The following is a 16522-nucleotide window of genomic DNA, read 5'->3' on the forward strand; positions in this document are numbered from 1 at the left end:
GCGATGCGCCACACCGTTCCCGACCGGCCCGTCGGCCGGCTGACCGACGCCTGGCGCACCTGCGTGGGCACCGGGCGCTTCGACCTGGCGCTGCGCCGGGACTACCAGGACTCGCTGGCGCTCGTGCAGCGCGACATCGGGTTCCGGCACATCCGCGGGCACGGGCTGCTCAGCGACGGCGCCGGCGTGCACCAGCCGTACGAGTACCGGGGCGAGCGCCGGGTACGCCACGCGTTCACGTACGTCGACCAGGTCGTCGACGCCTACCTGGAACGGGGCGTGCGGCCCTTCGTGGAGCTGGGTTTCATGCCGTCGGCGCTCGCCTCCGGGGAGCAGACCGTGTTCTGGTGGCGGGGCAACGTCACGCCACCACGCTCCTATCCGGAGTGGGGCGACCTGGTCCGCGCCACGGTGGCCCACCTGGTCGACCGGTACGGCCTGGCCGAGGTGCGCGGCTGGCCCATCGAGGTGTGGAACGAACCCAACCTGCCCGACTTCTGGCGCGACGCCGACCAGGCCGCCTACCACCGCCTGTACGAGGTGTCGGCGCACGCGGTCAAGGACGTCGACGCCTCGCTCCAGGTCGGCGGCCCGGCCCTCTCCCCCGGCGCGGACGAGTGGCTGGCGCCGTTCGCCGAGTTCGTCGCCGCCCGCGACGTGCCCGTCGACTTCGTCAGCCGCCACGCGTACACCTCCGGCCCGGCCCGGCACGTGCCGTTCGGCACCCACCAGACGCTGGCCCCGGCGGCGGAGCTGCTGGAACAGTTCGCCGCGCCCCGCCGTCTCCTCGCCGGGACCGCGCTGGCGGACCGGCCGGTGCACATCACCGAGTTCAACTCCTCCTACCGGCCGGACAACCCGGTCCACGACACCGCGTTCCACGCCGCCTACCTCGCGCCGGTGCTGGCCGGCGGCGGGGACCTGGTCGACTCGTTCTCGTACTGGACGTTCAGCGACGTGTTCGAGGAGGTGGGCGTGCCGACCGCGCCGTTGCACGGCGGCTTCGGCCTGCTCGCCCACCGGCAGCTCAAGAAACCCACCTACCACCTGTACGCGTTCATGGCGCGGCTCGGCGACGAGGTGCTCGCCCGCGGACCGGACCACCTGGTCACCCGGCACCCGGACGGTCGGGTCGCGGTGCTGGCCTGGGCGCCGGTCGACGTCACCGGCCGGGCGCCGGCGCCGGCGCGGCACACCCTGGCGCTGTCGGTCCCGCTCGGCCCGCCGGGCACCCCGTCCGCGTTCCAGCTCCGCTCGTCGGTGAGCGAGGAGGCCGGCAACACCTGGGCGGCCTGGCGGGAGATGGGCAGCCCGCGCTCGCCCCACCCCCGGCAACTCGACGCGTTGCGGGAGGCCGCCGAGCCGGCCCGCAGCCACCGGGCGCTGCCGGTCACCGCCGGGCGGGTCGACGTCGACCTCACGCTCGCCCGGCACGAGGTGACGCTTGTCGAACTGACGGCGGTGGTGGACGAGACGCCGCCGTGGTGGGACGACGACCGGCTGGTCGACCCGCCCACCGGGCCGGCACCGGCGGGGCGGGAGCCGTGAGCGCGTCCGGCCGGCGGGAGTTCGGCGACGGACCGCTGTCGCGGGCCGCCGCAGCCGTGCACATCCTGCTCGTCGTCGAGCTGCTGCTCCTGCTCACCACCGTGCCGGGGCTGGTCGCGCTGGTGCTGCTCGACCGGGACGCCAGCAACCTGCCGCTGGTCGCGGTCTGTCTGCTGCCGGTCGGACCGGCCGTCTCCGCCGCGCTGCACGCCCTGCGCCACCAACGCCGGGACCTGACCGACCTGCGGCCCGCCGCCGCGTTCCGGCGGGCCTACCGGGCCAACCTGCCGGGCGTGCTGCGGGTGTGGGTGCCGACGCTGGTGTGGTTGACGCTCATCGCGGTGAACCTGGCCCACCTGCCCGCCGCCGCCGTACCGGCCTGGTGGGCGGTGCCGCTGGCGCTGGTCGGCGCCGGCGTGGTCCTGGTCGGGGCGAACGCCCTGGTGATCGTCTCGCTGTTCACGTTCCGCACCCGCGACGTGGTCCGGCTGGCCGGCTACTTCCTGGTCCGGACGCCGGGTGTCACGGTCGGCAACGCCGTCCTGCTGGCCGCCGCCGCCGGCGTCACCGCCGTCTTCTCCGAGGCGGTGCTCGCGCTCCTGGGCGCGGTCGGTGTGCTGGCGCTGCTGCGGATCGGCGAGCCGATGATCGACGTGATCCGGAGGGAGTTCACCGCGTGAGTACCGCTGCCACGGACGGGCCGGCGAGCGGCGCGGAGCCGCTGCCATTGGACACCACCATCTGGCACGCCGCCTGGCTGCCACCGGAGGCGTTCCGGGCACTCGGCGCCCGGGGCGTCCTGGTGCACGGTCACGGCCCGCTGGTGGACACCGTGCTGGCCGAGGTGACGCGCGCCTGCGCCCGGTACGGCGGGCGGGTGTGGCGCTCCCCGTCCTGGGACGTCGACGCCGATCTGGTGCTCGCGCTGCGCGACGCCGGTCCGCTGGCGAACGCGACAGCGGAGGCGGTCCGCCTCGCCGCCACGCCGGGGGTCAACGGTCGGGGCGACGGCGCGCTCGGCGACGAGGGGTTCCTGACCGCCCGGTCGGCCGGGGTGACGGTGGTGCTGGCCGACGCGCCGGCCGGCCTGCTGTACGGGCTGTTCCACGTGGTCCGGCTGGGCGCGGCGGCGTTCGACGCGGACCGGCCGGCGCGACGGCACCAGCCGGCCCTGTCCCGCCGGATGCTCGACCACTGGGACAACGTGGCCGTGCACCCGGTGTCGGGTCAGGTCGAGCGCGGCTACGCCGGCGGCTCGATCTTCTGGCGCGACGGCGTGGCACGGCGGGACGCGGCCCGGGTCCGGGACTACGGACGGCTGCTGGCCGCCTGCGGGATCAACGCGATCGCGGTGAACAACGTCAACGTGCACGACACCGAGGCGCGGCTGTTGACCGACCGGCTGGGCGACGTGGCGGAGATCGCGGACGTGCTGCGCCCGTACGGCGTGCGGGTGCACCTGGCGGTCACGTTCGCCGCCCCGGTGGTGCTCGGCGGCCTGCCCACCGCCGACCCCCACGACGACCGGGTACGGGCCTGGTGGGCCGCCGCCACCGGGCGGGTGTACGCGCGCATCCCGGACTTCGGCGGCTTCCTGGTGAAGGCCGACTCGGAGGGCCGGCCCGGCCCGTTCACCTACGGGCGTGACCACGCCGACGGGGCGAACCTGCTGGCCGGGGCGCTCGCGCCGCACGGCGGCGTGGTGCACTGGCGGGCGTTCGTCTACGACCACCACCAGGACTGGCGGGACCGGTCGACGGACCGGGCCCGGGCCGCGTACGACCACTTCACCCCGCTGGACGGGCGCTTCGCCGACAACGTGATCGTCCAGGTGAAGTTCGGCCCGGTGGACTTCCAGGTCCGCGAGCCGGTGTCGCCGCTGCTGCTGGCCATGCCGGCCACCCGGATGGCGGTCGAGGTGCAGGTGACGCAGGAGTACACCGGCCAGCAACGGCACGTCTGCTGGCTCGGCCCCTGGTGGAGCGAGGTGTTGCGGTTCGCGCCCCGGGGCGACGCCGGCACGGTCGCCGACGTGGTGGCCGGCGCGCGCGGTGGCGGCCTGGCCGCGGTGGCCAACACCGGTGACGACCCGTTCTGGACCGGGCATCCGCTGGCCCAGGCCAACCTGTACGCCGTCGGCCGGCTCGCCTGGGACCCCCACCTGGCGCCCGACGCGGTGCTCGACGAGTGGATCGGGTTGACGTGGCCGCCGGCCACGACGCCCGACCCGGACCTGCTGCGGCGCACGCTGCACGAGGTCATGGACGACTCCTGGCGCGGCTACGAGCGGTACACCGCGCCGCTGGGCGTCGGTTTCATGGTGCGACCCGGGCACCACTACGGGCCCGACGTGGACGGCTACGAGTACACCGCCTGGGGCACCTACCACTTCGCCGACCGGGACGGCGTCGGGGTGGACCGCACCCGGGCGACCGGAACCGGGTTCACCGGCCAGTACCCGGCGCCGTGGTCGGAGGTGTACGAGTCACGCGAGCGGTGCCCGGACGAGCTGCTGCTCTTCTTCCACCACGTCCCCTACGACCACGTGCTGCACAGCGGCCGTACCGTGATCCAGCACATCTACGACACGCACTTCGCCGGCGTCGAGCAGGTGGTGGCGATGCGTGAGCGGTGGCGTCGGCTCGCCGGCCTGATCGAGCCGGGCGTCCACGAACGGGTGGCCGAGCGCCTCGACGAGCAGGTCCGCAGCGCCACGGAATGGCGGGACCAGGTCAACACCTACTTCTTCCGCAAGTCCGGGGTGCCGGACGCGCACGGCCGCCGCATCTGGTGACCCGGCGCGGTCACCACGGGTGCACAGTGCCGTCGGTCAGCCGGTTCACCGGCAGGTAGGCCGGCGCGTACGGGAAGCGGGCCGCCGCCGCCTCGTCGACGTCCACCCCGAGCCCGGGTGTCTCGGCGGGGTGCAGGTAGCCGTCGGCGAAGTGGTAGCCGTGCGGGAAGACCTCGTCGGTCGCCTCGGTGTGCCGCATGTACTCCTGGAGGCCGAAGTTCGGGATGGCGAGGTCGAGGTGGAGCGCGGCGGCCATGCAGACGGGCGACAGGTCGGTGGCCCCGTGCGAGCCGCTGCGCACGTGGTGCAGCGCCGCGAGGTCGAAGATGCGCCGCAGGTGGGTGAGCCCGCCGGCGTGCACCACCGTGGCGCGGACGTAGTCGATGAGCTGTTCCCGGATGAGCTGGGCGGCGTCCCAGATGCTGGTGAAGACCTCACCGACGGCGATCGGGGTGGTGGTGTGCTGGCGGATGAGCCGGAAGCCCTCCGGCAGATCGGCCGGGACCGGATCCTCCATCCAGGTCAGCGCGTACGGCTCCAGGCTGCGGCCGAGCCGCGCCGCCTCGATCGGGGTGAGCCGGTGGTGCACGTCGTGCAGCAGCCGCAGGGTGGGGCCGAACTCGTCGCGGACCCGGGCGAACACGCCCGGCGCGTGGGCCAGGTACGCCTCGGTGGACCAGGTGGTCTCGCTGGGCAGCGCGGCGTCGGCGGGCTCGTAGAACATCTTGTCGGCGCTGACGCCGTAGGTGCGGGGCAGGCCGGGCACGCCGCACTGCACGCGTACCGCGCGGTAGCCGAGGTCGACGTAGCGGGCGACCTCGGCCAGCACCTCGTCGACGGTCTCGCCGTTGGCGTGGCCGTAGACGGTCACGCCGTCGCGGGACCGGCCGCCGAGCAACTGGTAGACCGGCAGCCCGGCGACCTTGCCCTTGATGTCCCAGAGCGCGGTGTCCACGGCGGCGATCGCGCTCATCGTGACCGGCCCGCGTCGCCAGTAGGAGCCCTGGTAGAGGTACTGCCAGGTGTCCTCGATGCGGGCCGGGTCGCGGCCGATCAGCAGCGGCACGACGTGGTCGCGCAGGTAGGACGCGACGGCCAGCTCCCGACCGTTGAGGGTGGCGTCGCCGACCCCGGTGACGCCCTCGTCGGTCACCACCTTGAGGGTGACGAAGTTGCGGCCGGGGCAGGTCAGGATGACCCGAGCATCGACGATCCTCATCATCAGGACATTAACAGACATCCATGGTCGCGGTGGGCCGCCGGTCCGCCGGCCGGGGTCAGGTCGTCGGCACCCAGGCCACCGTCCGCATGGTGGTCGGGGCGGTCGCCTTCAGGCCGGTGTCGGAGACGGTCCAGAGCACCCCGTCGACCACCAGCGACCGGCGGACCGGCGTCCACTCCGCACCGTCGCCCAGCGACGGCGGATGGTCGATCGTGCCGGCCACCGTGAACCCGTCGTCGCCGACCCGCAGCGCCAGCATCCCGGTGGCCGGCGCGGCCCGGCGGGCCGCCCCGTCGGCCCGGTCGGTGACCACGCCCGGCCGGCTCACCGGCAGCACCACCAGGCGCTCCGGCGCCCAGTAGAGGAACGCGTGCGGGTCGGCCTCCGCGTCGGACCAGCCCTGCGCGACGTGGTGCCGGGCGATCCGGGTCGGCCGGGCCGGGTCGGCGACGTCGAACAGCGACACCTGGGTGCCCAGGACCTGCCCCCGGTCGGTCGCCTCCTGCCCGACCCCGAGCAGCCGGCCGTCCCCGGCCGGATGCAGGTACGACGAGTACCCGTTGATCTTCAGCTCGCCGGTCACCCGGGGCGCGGCCGGGTTCCGCAGGTCCACCGCGTACAGCGGGTCGGTCTGCCGGAACGTCACCGCGTAGCCGGTGGGGCCGAGGAACCGCACCGCGAAGATCCGCTCGCCCCGGCCCAGCCCGGTGACCTGGCCGACTCGGGTGAGCGTCGGGCCGTCGGGCCGCAGCACGTAGACGCCGGAGGTGGAGCGATCCCCGCGGCCCCACCGGTCGCCGGTGGTGGTGGCCACCCGCAGGTGACCGTTCCACTCGGACAACGCGTACTGGTTGATCAACCAGCCCGGCACCGAGCCGGACGCGACGTGACGCGGGGTGCCCGCCGTCAGGTCGAACTGGTAGATCTCGGTGCCGCCGTCCGCCCCGCCCGCCGGCACCCGCCGGCGCTGGTCGTTGGTGAGATAGAGCCGAGGGCCGCTGCTGTAGACCGTGTCGCCGTCGGCCGCGACGGTCACCGGGTCGCCGGTGCCGAGCGTGGTCGCGCCGAGATCGAAGCTGAGCACGGTCACCATCGCGGCGCCGGAGAAGCCGGCCGGCCGGCTCACCCGGTCGCAGTCCACCCGCCCGGAAACGGTGCGTCCACCCGCGCGGACCTCGTACCGGGGCAGCCAGTCGTCGATCGTGGCACGGTCGACGACCGCGCGGTTGGCGGCGGTCCGCTGCGCGTCGGTGCCCCGACCCGGCGCGGGGAAGACCAGCCGGGGCGTGGAGCGAACCACCACCCGGGCGGTCGCGCCGACCTGCCGCGCGTCGACCATGCCGCCGTCGATCCGGTAGTCGCCGAGGATCCGCGGCGCCCCGGCGAGGTCGACCAGGATCAGCCGGGCCTGGGGCGCGTCCGGGGCCGGCCGTCCCTTCGCCGCGGCGGGCGTGGCCACCCGGCGGGCCGGGAGCAGCACGAGCGCCCGGTCACCGTGCAGCAGCAGGCTGATGTCGCCCCCGGCGAACCGCTCCCCGAGCGTCGGGTCGATCGCCAGCCGGCCGGTCAGCCGGCGGCTCGCCGGATCCACCACGGACAGCACGCCCCGGGTCACCGTGACGATCCGCCGCCCGTCGGTCTTGACCAGATCCGGTTCGTCCACGCCGGCCTCGTGCACGGTGGTGCCGGAGAAACCGGCCGTGGGGGCGCTCGCCGCGTCCTTCGCGGCGGCCGGCCCGCCGCCCCGTTCGGCGGCGGCAAGCGGCACGGCGTCGCCGTCCGGGCCGATGCCCCACGGGCCGACCGCCGCCCGCGCGGCGGCCCGGAGCTGCCGCAACGCCTCCGTGCAGGAGTCGAACGCGACCAACCGCAGCCCGCCGGCCGGGCCGCCCCGGTCCCGGGGCGGCGGCGCGGCCGACGGTGCGGCGGTGCAGCCGGCGAGGGTCAGCGCGACGACCGTCGCCCATCCGACGGTTCGGGATCTGCCACCAGTCATGGGCCCTCAGACGTGCCCGCCCCGGACGCGGTTCCCGCAGGGCGGCGGCTCAGCCCCCGGCCATCGCGCCGAGCACGATGAACGGCTCCTGGCCGGCGACCACCTCCTCGGGCAGCGGCGCGTCCGGCGGCTCGTGGGACAGGTCCCGCTCGCAGGCGTAGAAGCGGACGAACGGGCGGCGCGCGCCGCTGTGCCGGTCACGGATGGTGCCCCGCAGCATCGGGTACGCGGTCTCCAGCGCGTCGAGCACCTCGCGCTGCGTGGGCGGCCCGGCCACCTCGACGCGCACCTCGCCGGTGACGTGCGCCAGGTTCTTCAGGTGGGCCGGCAGCACGACCCGGATCACGGCAGCACCTGCACCTCGACGGAGAGCACCGGCGGCAGGTCGCGCACGATCGGCGCCCAACTGTCGCCGGCGTCCGCCGAGTGGTAGACCTGCCCGCCGGTGGTGCCGAAGTAGATCCCGCACTCGTCGAGCGTGTCGACCGCCATCGCGTCCCGCAGCACGTTGACGTAGCAGTGCGACTGCGGCAGCCCTTCGGTCAGCGGCTCCCAGTGCTCGCCGCCGGTGCGGCTGCGGTAGACGCGCAGCCGGCCCTCCGGCGGGTAGTGCAGCGAGTCGCTGGTGATCGGCACCACGTAGACCGTCTCGGGCTCGTGCGCGTGCACCGCGATGGGAAAACCGAAATCCGACGGCAGGTCGCCGCTGACCTCCCGCCAGCTCCCGCCGGCGTCGTCGGTGCGCATCACGTCCCAGTGCTTCTGCATGAACAGCGTGTCGGGCCGGGACGGATGCTGGGCCAGCCGGTGCACGCAGTGGCCGGTCTCCGAATCCTGGTCGGGGATCTCCCCTGACCGCAGCCCCTTGTTGATCGGCAGCCAGCTCGCGCCGCCGTCGTCGCTGCGGAACGCCCCCGCCGCCGAGATCGCGACGTAGATCCGGTCCCGGTGGACCGGGTCCAGGATGATCGTGTGCAGGCACATCCCGCCCGCGCCGGGCTGCCAGCCGGGACCGCTCGGGTGCTGGCGCAGCGCGGGCAGCTCGGTCCACTTCTCGCCACCGTCGGTGGAGACGTAGAGCGCGGCGTCCTCCGCGCCCGCGTACACCGTGTCGGGGTCGTGACGGGACGGTTCGAGATGCCAGATCCGCTTGAACTCCCACGGCCGGGGCGTGCCGTCGAACCACAGGTGCTCGCCGACGTCCCCGGCGTAGGCGAAGTCGTTGCCGACCGGGTTCCAGCTCCGGCCGCCGTCGTCCGAGCGCTGGATGAGCTGGCCGAACCAGCCGCCGGACTGGGACGCGTAGAGCCGGTCCGGATCGACCGGGGAGCCGGTCAGGTGGTAGATCTCCCAGCCGCCGAAGTGGGGGCCGTCGACGGTCCAGTCGCGGCGCCGCTCGTCCGACGTCAGCAGGAACGCGCCCTTGCGGGTGCCGACAAGCACTCGAACTATGCTCATATCCTCATCCTTTGTCCGCTGGTGCAGCAGGTATGACCACGGATCGCGTCGAGACTCATCGGTGTTCTACTCCCCGCCTACGACAATCGACGCCCGTACCGGCGGCGGCAAGGACGCCGCGCCGGCCGACCGGGTTGTCGGTGGGGGTGGTTAACCTGCGCGCATGACCGGCCCCGGAGACGTCCCACCCGCCTGCCTCGACCGCCTGCGGCCGGTCTGCCTCGGCCTGCCGGAAACCCACGAGGAGCCGGCCTGGGTGGGCGTGCGCTGGCGGATCCGCACCCGCACGTTCGCCCACGCGTACACCGTCGGCCCGGACCACCCGGCCGCCGTCGCGCGGGCCACGGCGACCGACGAGCCGCTCTGCGTGCTGACGTTCCGCGCGCCCGGCGACGAGATCGCCGGGCTGCTCGCCGCCGGTCCGCCGTTCTTTTCGCCGGGCTGGGGCGCCGACGTGGTCGGGATGGCGCTCGACGACGCGACGGACTGGACCGAGGTCGCCGAGCTGCTCACCGAGAGCTACTGCCTGCGGGCGCCGAGGAAGCTGGCCGCCCGGGTCGACCGGCCGCCGGGCTGAGTCAGCCGAGCTTCTTGCGCAGCGTCTCGAACGCCAGGTCCGGGCGACGCGGCACGCCGAAGCGCTCGTCGCCGTACGGGAACGGGCTCAACTCGCCGGTACGGACGTAGCCGCGCCGCTCGTACCAGGCGATCAGGTCGTCGCGCTGGACGATCACGGTCATCCGCAGCTCGCCGGCGTGCCAACGCTCGCGGGCGTACCGCTCGGCCTCGGCCAGCAGCTCCCGGCCCAACCCGCCGCCCTGGTGGCCGGGCGCGACCGCGAACATGCCGAAGTACGCGTGGTCGTCGCGGCGCTCCAACTGGCAGCAGGCGACCGGCTCGCCGTCCCGCTCCGCCACCAGCACCACGCCGGCCGGGCCGGTCACCGCCGCCGCCACCATCTCCGGGTCGGTGCGCTGCCCGTCGAGCAGGTCCGCCTCGTGGGTCCAACCGGACCGGGCCCGGGCCCCCCGGTAGGCCGACTCGATCAGGTCGACCAGGGCGGGCACGTCGGCGGGTCCTGCGGTACGGGTCGTGGTGCTGGTCATCGTGCTCTCCACGGTCGGCGCGGCGTACCCCGCCAGCGTACGCAGGCGGATGCGCGACGCACCCGGCGGCACGGGACGGCCGGGACCGGCGCGGCGTGGTTGACTGCCGGCGTGGAGACGACCATCGGCGCGTCGGGCCGGCCGGCGACGCTCGACCTGCCGGCCGGGCCGGTCCGGGGCGGGTTGGTGGTCCTGCACGGTTCGCACGCCGACAAGCGGTCCCACTTCCTCTACCGGCACCTCGCCCGGCTGCTGCCGCCGGCCGGCGTCGCGGTGCTGCGCTACGACCGCCGCCCCCGCGTCGACGGCCGCGACGTGCCGCTCGCCGACCAGGCCGAGGACGCCGCCGCCGCGGTGACCGTGCTGCGCCGGCACGTCGGCCCGGCGCCGGTCGGGCTGTGGGGCTTCAGCCAGGGGGCCTGGGCGGCGGGGGTCACCGCCGCCGCGCACCCCGTCGACTTCCTGATCCTGGTCTCGTGCAGCGGGGTCAGCCCGGCCGTGCAGATGCGCTACGGCACCGCCGAGCAGCTACGCCGGCACGGCTACGGGCCGGCCGACGTGGCCGAGCTGACCCGGTTGCGCGAGGTCGCCGAGGGGTTCCAACGCGGCGACGTGCCGCGCCCGACCGCGCAGGCGGCGCTGACGGCCGCGCTGTCGCGGCCCTGGTTCCCGCTGGCGTTCCTCCCCCGCGAGCTGTCCGAGCGGCCGGGCACCTGGGCCGACATGGATTTCGACCCGGCGCCGGTGTTCGCCCGACTGACCGGCCCGGTGCTGCTCTGCTACGGCGAGACCGACGAGTGGGTGCCGATCGAGGAGAGCATCGCGGTGTGGCGACGGGCGGCCCACGACGCCGACCTGACCGTGACCCGGCTGCCCGGTTGCGACCACGCGCCCACCCTCGACGGGCGGGACGAGCTGGCCGCCGTCAGCCCGCGTTACGAGGCCGTGCTGCTCGACTGGCTCGACCGGCGGCTCCCGGCCGACCCGGCCTGACCCCGTCGGGCGTGCGCCGAAACCGCGTCGCCGCCGACCCACCTCGCGGCTACGCTGCGGGCCATGACCGCCGAGCTGCCCCCGTACGAGTTCGCCTTCCCCGGCCCGCTGCGTGACCAACTGGTCGCCGCCGTGCTGGACGGCACCAAGACCAGCACCACCGGGCTGCTCCAGGACAACGAGATCGAGGGCGAGCCGCTGCCGGCCGTCGGCAGCCGGTTCGCGGTGATCGACTCCGCCGGCCGGCCGGTGGCCGTGATCGAGCTGGTCGAGGTCAAGGTCGCCCGGATCGGTGACGTGGACCTCGACCACGCCCGGGACGAGGGCGAGGGCTACACGTCGGTCGCCGCCTGGCGCGCCGGCCACGAGGACTACTGGCACGGCGACGACTACCGGGGGTGGCTCGGCGACCCGGCGTTCACGATCGACGACGACACGCCCGCCGTGCTGGAGCGCTTCCGCCTCGTCGAGACGCTGTGACGACGCGCGCGATTCGCTCCGGGTGCGGTCGTCGTCGCGCTGAGCCCGCTCCGGGTGCGGTTGTCGTCGCGCCGGCGCCACTCAGTCGAGCCACCAGGCCTGCATGTCCGCCCCGACCGGCGTGAAGCGCAGCACGGTCACCACGGCACCGGCCACCACGCCGGCCAACAGCAGCACCCGCAGCCCGCGCGGCAGCGACCGCCGGTCCCGGGCCAGGAGCACCACGCCGTAGCCGGCCAACAGCGGGCTGGCCAACCCGGCGAGATAGAGCAGCGCGGTGAGGCCGTAGAGCCACATGAACGGATTCCAACCGTGCATGCCGAACGGCACCAGATCCTTCGGGTCGTACGCACCGGTGCGCAGCTCGGCCGGACCCGCGTCGGCCGACACCATCCGGCCCAGCCAGAGCGTGGCGACGGTGAGGAACGCGACCACCAGCGCCACCTGCGCCACCGCGACGGTGCGCGCCAGCGGAGGACGGTAGGGCAGGGAATCGACGGACATGAAGGGAGCCTAATCCGTGATTCTCAGAGATCCATGGCACCGGATTCTTATCGGCGCGTTCGATCGCTCCTGAGGTCGTCCACAAAGGCACACCAGGCGGCAGCATCGAAGCTCAGCATGCCGACAGTCGGCGCCTTCGAGTCGCGGACATCGATGTGACCGCCCCGATTGCGCACCTCGACGCACTGGCCGTTGCTCCCGGACCGGCTCGACTTGCGCCAGGCGTCACGTTCCATGCTCACTCAACCCCTTGACGAACGTCACCGATTCGGCCGGCGACATGGCCAGCGTCCTCAGATTGTCGTACGCCGCAGCGAGTCGCGCCAGGTCGCGTGGCGACTCGAGGAACAACTCGCCTGCCAAGGTCTCGATATAGCCCAACGGCGGGTCGTCCTGGTCGAAGGTGAGTAGTGCGAAGCCACTGCTGTCGGCCAGGTGGGCACCAGCTTCGAAACGCAACACCTGGATCGTGACGTTGGGCAACCGACTCAACGTGACCAGGCGGTCGAGTTGCTCGCGAAGCACCTCTGGGCCACCGACCTCGGTCCGCAGGGACGCCTCGGAGAGGATGGCGTGCATCCGCAGCGGTTTCGGTTGCCGGTGCAGTACCTCCTGACGAGTCAGCCGGGCCGTTACCCGCTCGTCGACGGTTTCCGGATCGGCTTCTCGACCGATGACGTTGACCTCGCGGGCATAACGCTCGGTCTGAAGGAGGCCAGGCACCAGCATCGGCTCGAAGTTCTTCAGTTCGACGGCCTCGGTCTCGTACGCGATGTACGTCGCGTACTTGCCGCCGAGGCGTTGCCACCACCCGTCTTCGCGCAGCCCTCTCGCCTGTTCGAGTAGCGAGGCACCCGGCTCTTCGTCGATCTTGACGCCGTAAGCGACCAACAGCTCCATGACGTCACCGACCCGGGGCCTGATGTCGCCGGACTCGATTCGGCTGATACGCGAGGACGAGCAACGAACGATCTCCGCCGCCGCCTCACCGGTCATGCCCTTCGCTTCGCGAAGCTTGCGCAGCTCACGGCCAAGTCTCCGGGAGCGCGGTGTCGCGGGCGTGAATCGAGGCATGCGTCGATGATGCATCCAGATCAGCCCAATCACTTGTCGGCACGCACATGTCTCTGAACCTTGGCCATGCGCGGTACTTGCATAGCATCACTTGATGCGCAATCCTGACGGGGTGCACTACGGACGGTTATCGGTCGTGCACGATGGGAAGCTGCGTCACGACAGGATGAGCTTCCGGCCGTAATCTCGTCAGGAGGTGACGCTGTTGCTCTCCACAGTCGTGTCGATGGTGTTCGGTGGGCTGGTGCCCGGGTTCCTGCTCGGGCTGCTCGCCTTCCGGGTGAAGTCTCGGTGGTGCCCGCGCTGCGGAGCGTCCACGCTGGCCAGTTACCCACCGGCGGAGCGCGACCGGTGACGGGCCGGCGGCTGCTCGACACCGACGAGATGCCGATCGGACGCCGCGTGGCCCGCTGGCGAGTCCGCCGCCGGATGACCCAACAGATGCTCGCCGACCGGCTCGGCAAGTCGAAGAGCTGGGTCGACAAGGTCGAACGCGGCGTACGCGCGCTGGACCGCTACTCGGTGATCCAGGAGATCGCCGAGGTGCTCCGCCTGGACCCGGCGGTCCTGCTCGGCCCTCACCGGCCACCGTCGGCAGCGGAAACCCGGCTGGACGGGGTCGAGGCGGTGCGCGCCGCCCTCGCCCGCTATCACCGCCGTCCCCCCACGCCGGTGCCGGCGGACCAGGTCGAACCACACGTCGCCCATGCCTGGCTCACCTACCAGCATGCCCACTACGCCCAACTTCTGCGCGTCCTACCCTCCCTGCTCGACGCCGCCCACGGCCACCGCGACCTGCTGGTACCCGCCTACCGGATCACCGCTTCAGTGCTGGTCAAGCTCGGCGAACCGGACCTCGCCTGGCTCGCCGCGGACCGCGCCGTCACCGCCGCCGGCAACCCCACCCACGCCGCCACCGCCACCATCGCCGTCACCCAGGCACTGCGCGCGCTGGGTCGCCACCGCCTCGCGCTCACCGCCGCCCGTGCCGCCGCCGACACCACGACCCACGATGCGGTACGCGGAACGCTGCTGCTTCAGGCCGGCCTCGCCGCCGCCGGCTGCGGCGACCGCCGGCACGCCGACGACCTGACCGACCGCGCCGCCGCACTCGCCGACCGCGGCGCCACCGACGACCCGCACCACACCGCGTTCAATCCCACCACCGTGCTGCTGGCCCGCTTCCTGACCGCCCTCGAAATCGGCGATAGCACCGAAGCGGTGGCTCGGCACGAGAGCGCGATCCGTGCCGGCGGATGGTCTCGGCTGCCGGTCGAGCATCGCGCCGCCCACCTCGTCGACGCCGCGCGCGCCCACCTCGGCACCGGCGATCTCACCGCTGCCGCCCGGGCGCTGGTCGAAGCCGATCGGATCGCTCCCGCCGAGGTCCGTTGCCGACCGGTCGCGCGTACCCTCGTCGCCGAGATAGCCCGGTGCGACCCGGCGGCGGCCGACGTCGCCCGGATCGCGGCCATGATCGGTCTCACCCGCTGACCCGGACCGGGTGGAATTGAGGGGCGAATTCAGGGGTTGTTTTGCCGAACCCCCTGAGCGAATGCCCGTTCCTTGCCGGGCCGACAATTCCGCGGCTACTTTTCTCGACGTTGCGCTGACGCAACGCCGCGAAGGAGAGCACCCGTGGACCTCACCCTGACCTTTGACAACGCGTACGCGGCACACGCCGCGGTCGTCATGTCGACCGTCGCCGAGTCGAACCCGGGCGAGAAGCTCCGGTACTGGCTGGTCGCCGCCGACGACGTGCCGGCGAGCGCCCGGACCACGCTCACCCGCATCGCCGGGCCGAACGCCACGGTGGAGTTCCTCCGGGTGGACGCCGCGCAGGTGAACCTGTCGAAGGGCAGCGACCCGCTGATGGCGTACCTGTCACCGGCGATGTACCTGCGGCTGCTGGTCCCGGCGGCGCTGCCGGCCGACGTGCGCCGGCTGCTCTACCTGGACTGCGACACGATGTGCCTGAACAGCCTGAAGCCGCTGTTCGAGGTGGACATGGGCGGGGTGCCGCTCGGCGGGGTGCGGGACCCGTTCAACCGCCGCCTGCTGGACATGGGCGGCATTCCCGGCCTGGCCGACTACGACCACCTCGACCCGCACGCGCTCTACTTCAACTCCGGCGTGCTGCTGATCGACGTGCCGCGCTGGAAGGAGTGCGAGGTGACCGAGGTGTCGCTGGACTACCTGCGCCGGCACGCGCACGAGTCCCGCTACCCGGACCAGGACGCGCTCAACTTCGCGGTGCACGCCAACTGGCTGCGGCTGCCGCACCGGTGGAACGACCTGATGGCCTGGCGGCGGGAGCCGGCGTTCGGCGGCAAGCTCACCGACTCGGCGATCATCCACACCGCCGGCCCGGTCAAGCCCTGGCAGCCCGGCTTCCCGCAGGGCGCCCGGCGTGACTTCTACTGGCAGCACCGGCGGCGCAGCGGTGGCGGCCTCGGTTCGACGCTGCGCCGTTGATCCTCGCGGGCACGACGAACGGCCCCACCACCGGGGGATCGGTGGCGGGGCCGTTCGTCGTCGTGGGGGACCTAGGGGCCGGGCACCGCCCAGCGCAGGCCGGCCGGGTCCCGGAACACCACCCCCACCGGCGGGCCGCCGGGGGTGGTTTCGAGCGTCGCGCCGGCCGCCAACGCCCGCTGCACGAGCAGGTGCGGGTCGGCCGGGGCGAGCGGCAGCGGACCATCCGGACCGCCCGGCTCACCCGGGCAGTCGGACCACTCGCTCACCGTCAGCCGGTGGCCGTCGACCACCAGTTCGGCGTGCAGGACGCGGCCGTCCAGCAGACACTCCCGCTGCACCGGCACCGCCTCGAAGACCGCCGCGTAGAACGCGGTCACCGTGGCCACGTCGGTCACCGTCAGGTGCGCACCGTTGCGCGGTTCCCCGACGCCCATCGCGTTACCGCCTCTCGTTCACTCCGCGATACGGGTACGGCCGGTCCAGCGGAAGACCGCCGGCGTGCCGTCGACGACGCCGGCCGGATCCCGCTCGAAGTGCTCGTAGCCCCCGTAGTGCCGTACCTTGATCTTGGATTCCACCGGGGACACCCGGTGGTTGCGCAGCTCGACCGGCAACGTCGCCGGCCCGCCCTCCAGCACCGCCTCGACGATGCCGGTGGCGTCCGCGCCTATCTGCTGGGCCGTCGGCGGCCAGGCGGTCCGGTCGTCACCGTTGACGAAGGACGTCGCCGTCCGGATGGCCGGGGCGGGATCGGAAGAAGCTGTCATGGCACGACCTCCGTCGCTCGTCGTTCCGCCTCGCCGTGCGCGCACCGCAGGTGCCGCGCGCGAGCGCCGGGCGGATCACCGCCGGTTCCGCCGGGGCGGAAC

The 16522-nt window shown here is 73.4% G+C and carries 19 protein-coding genes; 9 read left to right on the forward strand and 10 right to left on the reverse strand.

All coding sequences use genetic code 11. The annotated features are described in order from the left end of the window. Positions 1-3: 3 nt before the first annotated feature. From VKK44_RS13940 to VKK44_RS13950, 3 genes are read left to right on the forward strand one after another with little or no spacing between them, the layout of a single operon-like run. Positions 4-1548 (forward strand): GH39 family glycosyl hydrolase, encoded by a 1545-nt coding sequence (locus VKK44_RS13940; protein ID WP_343447380.1) that lies wholly within the window; start codon positions 4-6, stop codon positions 1546-1548. Beyond that, on the forward strand, positions 1545-2228 hold the full coding sequence (locus VKK44_RS13945; RefSeq protein ID WP_343447381.1) for a hypothetical protein: 684 nt from the start codon (positions 1545-1547) through the stop codon (positions 2226-2228). Before VKK44_RS13940 ends, VKK44_RS13945 begins: the two co-directional genes overlap by 4 nt. Continuing rightward, positions 2225-4342 carry an alpha-glucuronidase gene (locus VKK44_RS13950; RefSeq protein WP_343447382.1) on the forward strand — a complete coding sequence of 706 codons (2118 nt, stop codon included), beginning with the start codon at positions 2225-2227 and terminating at the stop codon, positions 4340-4342. Before VKK44_RS13945 ends, VKK44_RS13950 begins: the two co-directional genes overlap by 4 nt. Positions 4343-4352: 10 nt before the next feature. Here VKK44_RS13950 and manD read toward each other — a convergent pair whose 3' ends face one another. The 4 genes from manD to VKK44_RS13970 are packed head-to-tail and all read right to left on the reverse strand — an operon-like array spanning position 4353 to position 9018. Further along, a complete protein-coding gene (gene manD, locus VKK44_RS13955) occupies positions 4353-5561 on the reverse strand; it encodes a D-mannonate dehydratase ManD (RefSeq protein ID WP_343447383.1) in 1209 nt (402 codons plus the stop codon). A 58-nt stretch (positions 5562-5619) separates the two neighbouring features. Further along, entirely contained in the window at positions 5620-7560 is a 1941-nt protein-coding gene (locus tag VKK44_RS13960; protein ID WP_343447384.1) for a beta-propeller domain-containing protein, read from the reverse strand. Between the two features lie 49 nt (positions 7561-7609). Further along, entirely contained in the window at positions 7610-7906 is a 297-nt protein-coding gene (locus tag VKK44_RS13965; protein ID WP_343447385.1) for a MoaD/ThiS family protein, read from the reverse strand. Then, entirely contained in the window at positions 7903-9018 is a 1116-nt protein-coding gene (locus tag VKK44_RS13970) for a WD40/YVTN/BNR-like repeat-containing protein (protein WP_343447386.1), read from the reverse strand. The genes VKK44_RS13965 and VKK44_RS13970 overlap by 4 nt, the downstream gene beginning before the upstream one ends. A 163-nt stretch (positions 9019-9181) precedes the next feature. On the opposite strand from VKK44_RS13970, the gene VKK44_RS13975 reads away from it, so the two are divergent. Next, positions 9182-9595, forward strand: a complete 414-nt coding sequence (locus tag VKK44_RS13975) for an MmcQ/YjbR family DNA-binding protein (protein ID WP_343447387.1) — start codon at positions 9182-9184, stop codon at positions 9593-9595. A gap of 1 nt (position 9596) precedes the next feature. Here VKK44_RS13975 and VKK44_RS13980 read toward each other — a convergent pair whose 3' ends face one another. Beyond that, positions 9597-10124, reverse strand: a complete 528-nt coding sequence (locus tag VKK44_RS13980) for a GNAT family N-acetyltransferase (protein ID WP_343447388.1) — start codon at positions 10122-10124, stop codon at positions 9597-9599. Between the two features lie 111 nt (positions 10125-10235). Between VKK44_RS13980 and VKK44_RS13985 the strand changes: the two genes are divergently transcribed. Together VKK44_RS13985 and VKK44_RS13990 are read left to right on the forward strand one after the other, a co-directional pair. Then, on the forward strand, positions 10236-11117 hold the full coding sequence (locus VKK44_RS13985) for an alpha/beta hydrolase family protein (protein ID WP_343447389.1): 882 nt from the start codon (positions 10236-10238) through the stop codon (positions 11115-11117). 63 nt (positions 11118-11180) lie between these two features. Continuing rightward, the gene (locus VKK44_RS13990) at positions 11181-11597 is read left to right on the forward strand and encodes an ASCH domain-containing protein (protein ID WP_343447390.1); all 417 of its coding nucleotides are present in this window, start codon (positions 11181-11183) and stop codon (positions 11595-11597) included. Between the two features lie 81 nt (positions 11598-11678). Here the strand turns inward: VKK44_RS13990 and VKK44_RS13995 are convergent, their stop codons facing one another. The 3 genes from VKK44_RS13995 to VKK44_RS14005 are packed head-to-tail and all read right to left on the reverse strand — an operon-like array spanning position 11679 to position 13175. Beyond that, positions 11679-12101, reverse strand: coding sequence for a hypothetical protein (locus VKK44_RS13995; protein WP_343447391.1), 423 nt, complete (start codon positions 12099-12101; stop codon positions 11679-11681). 47 nt (positions 12102-12148) lie between these two features. Further along, positions 12149-12337, reverse strand: a complete 189-nt coding sequence (locus VKK44_RS14000; protein WP_343447392.1) for a DUF397 domain-containing protein — start codon at positions 12335-12337, stop codon at positions 12149-12151. Further along, positions 12327-13175 (reverse strand): helix-turn-helix domain-containing protein, encoded by an 849-nt coding sequence (locus VKK44_RS14005; protein ID WP_343447393.1) that lies wholly within the window; start codon positions 13173-13175, stop codon positions 12327-12329. The genes VKK44_RS14000 and VKK44_RS14005 overlap by 11 nt, the downstream gene beginning before the upstream one ends. A 196-nt stretch (positions 13176-13371) precedes the next feature. Here VKK44_RS14005 and VKK44_RS14010 point away from each other — a divergent pair, with 196 nt between their 5' ends. From VKK44_RS14010 to VKK44_RS14020, 3 genes are all read left to right on the forward strand, one after another. Continuing rightward, positions 13372-13530, forward strand: coding sequence for a hypothetical protein (locus VKK44_RS14010; RefSeq protein ID WP_343447394.1), 159 nt, complete (start codon positions 13372-13374; stop codon positions 13528-13530). Beyond that, positions 13527-14669 (forward strand): helix-turn-helix domain-containing protein, encoded by a 1143-nt coding sequence (locus tag VKK44_RS14015; protein ID WP_343447396.1) that lies wholly within the window; start codon positions 13527-13529, stop codon positions 14667-14669. Before VKK44_RS14010 ends, VKK44_RS14015 begins: the two co-directional genes overlap by 4 nt. A 144-nt stretch (positions 14670-14813) precedes the next feature. Next, positions 14814-15650, forward strand: coding sequence for a glycosyltransferase family 8 protein (locus VKK44_RS14020; RefSeq protein WP_343447398.1), 837 nt, complete (start codon positions 14814-14816; stop codon positions 15648-15650). A gap of 71 nt (positions 15651-15721) precedes the next feature. Here VKK44_RS14020 and VKK44_RS14025 read toward each other — a convergent pair whose 3' ends face one another. Then, positions 15722-16087: a VOC family protein gene (locus VKK44_RS14025; RefSeq protein ID WP_343447399.1), complete on the reverse strand. Its 366-nt coding sequence runs from the start codon at positions 16085-16087 to the stop codon at positions 15722-15724. Positions 16088-16105: 18 nt separating this feature from the next. Then, a complete protein-coding gene (locus VKK44_RS14030; RefSeq protein WP_343447400.1) occupies positions 16106-16420 on the reverse strand; it encodes a DUF5988 family protein in 315 nt (104 codons plus the stop codon). Positions 16421-16522 lie beyond the last annotated feature (102 nt).

It is taken from the genome of Micromonospora sp. DSM 45708, from assembly GCF_039566955.1.
In the GTDB taxonomy this organism is placed as follows: Bacteria; Actinomycetota; Actinomycetes; order Mycobacteriales; family Micromonosporaceae; genus Micromonospora.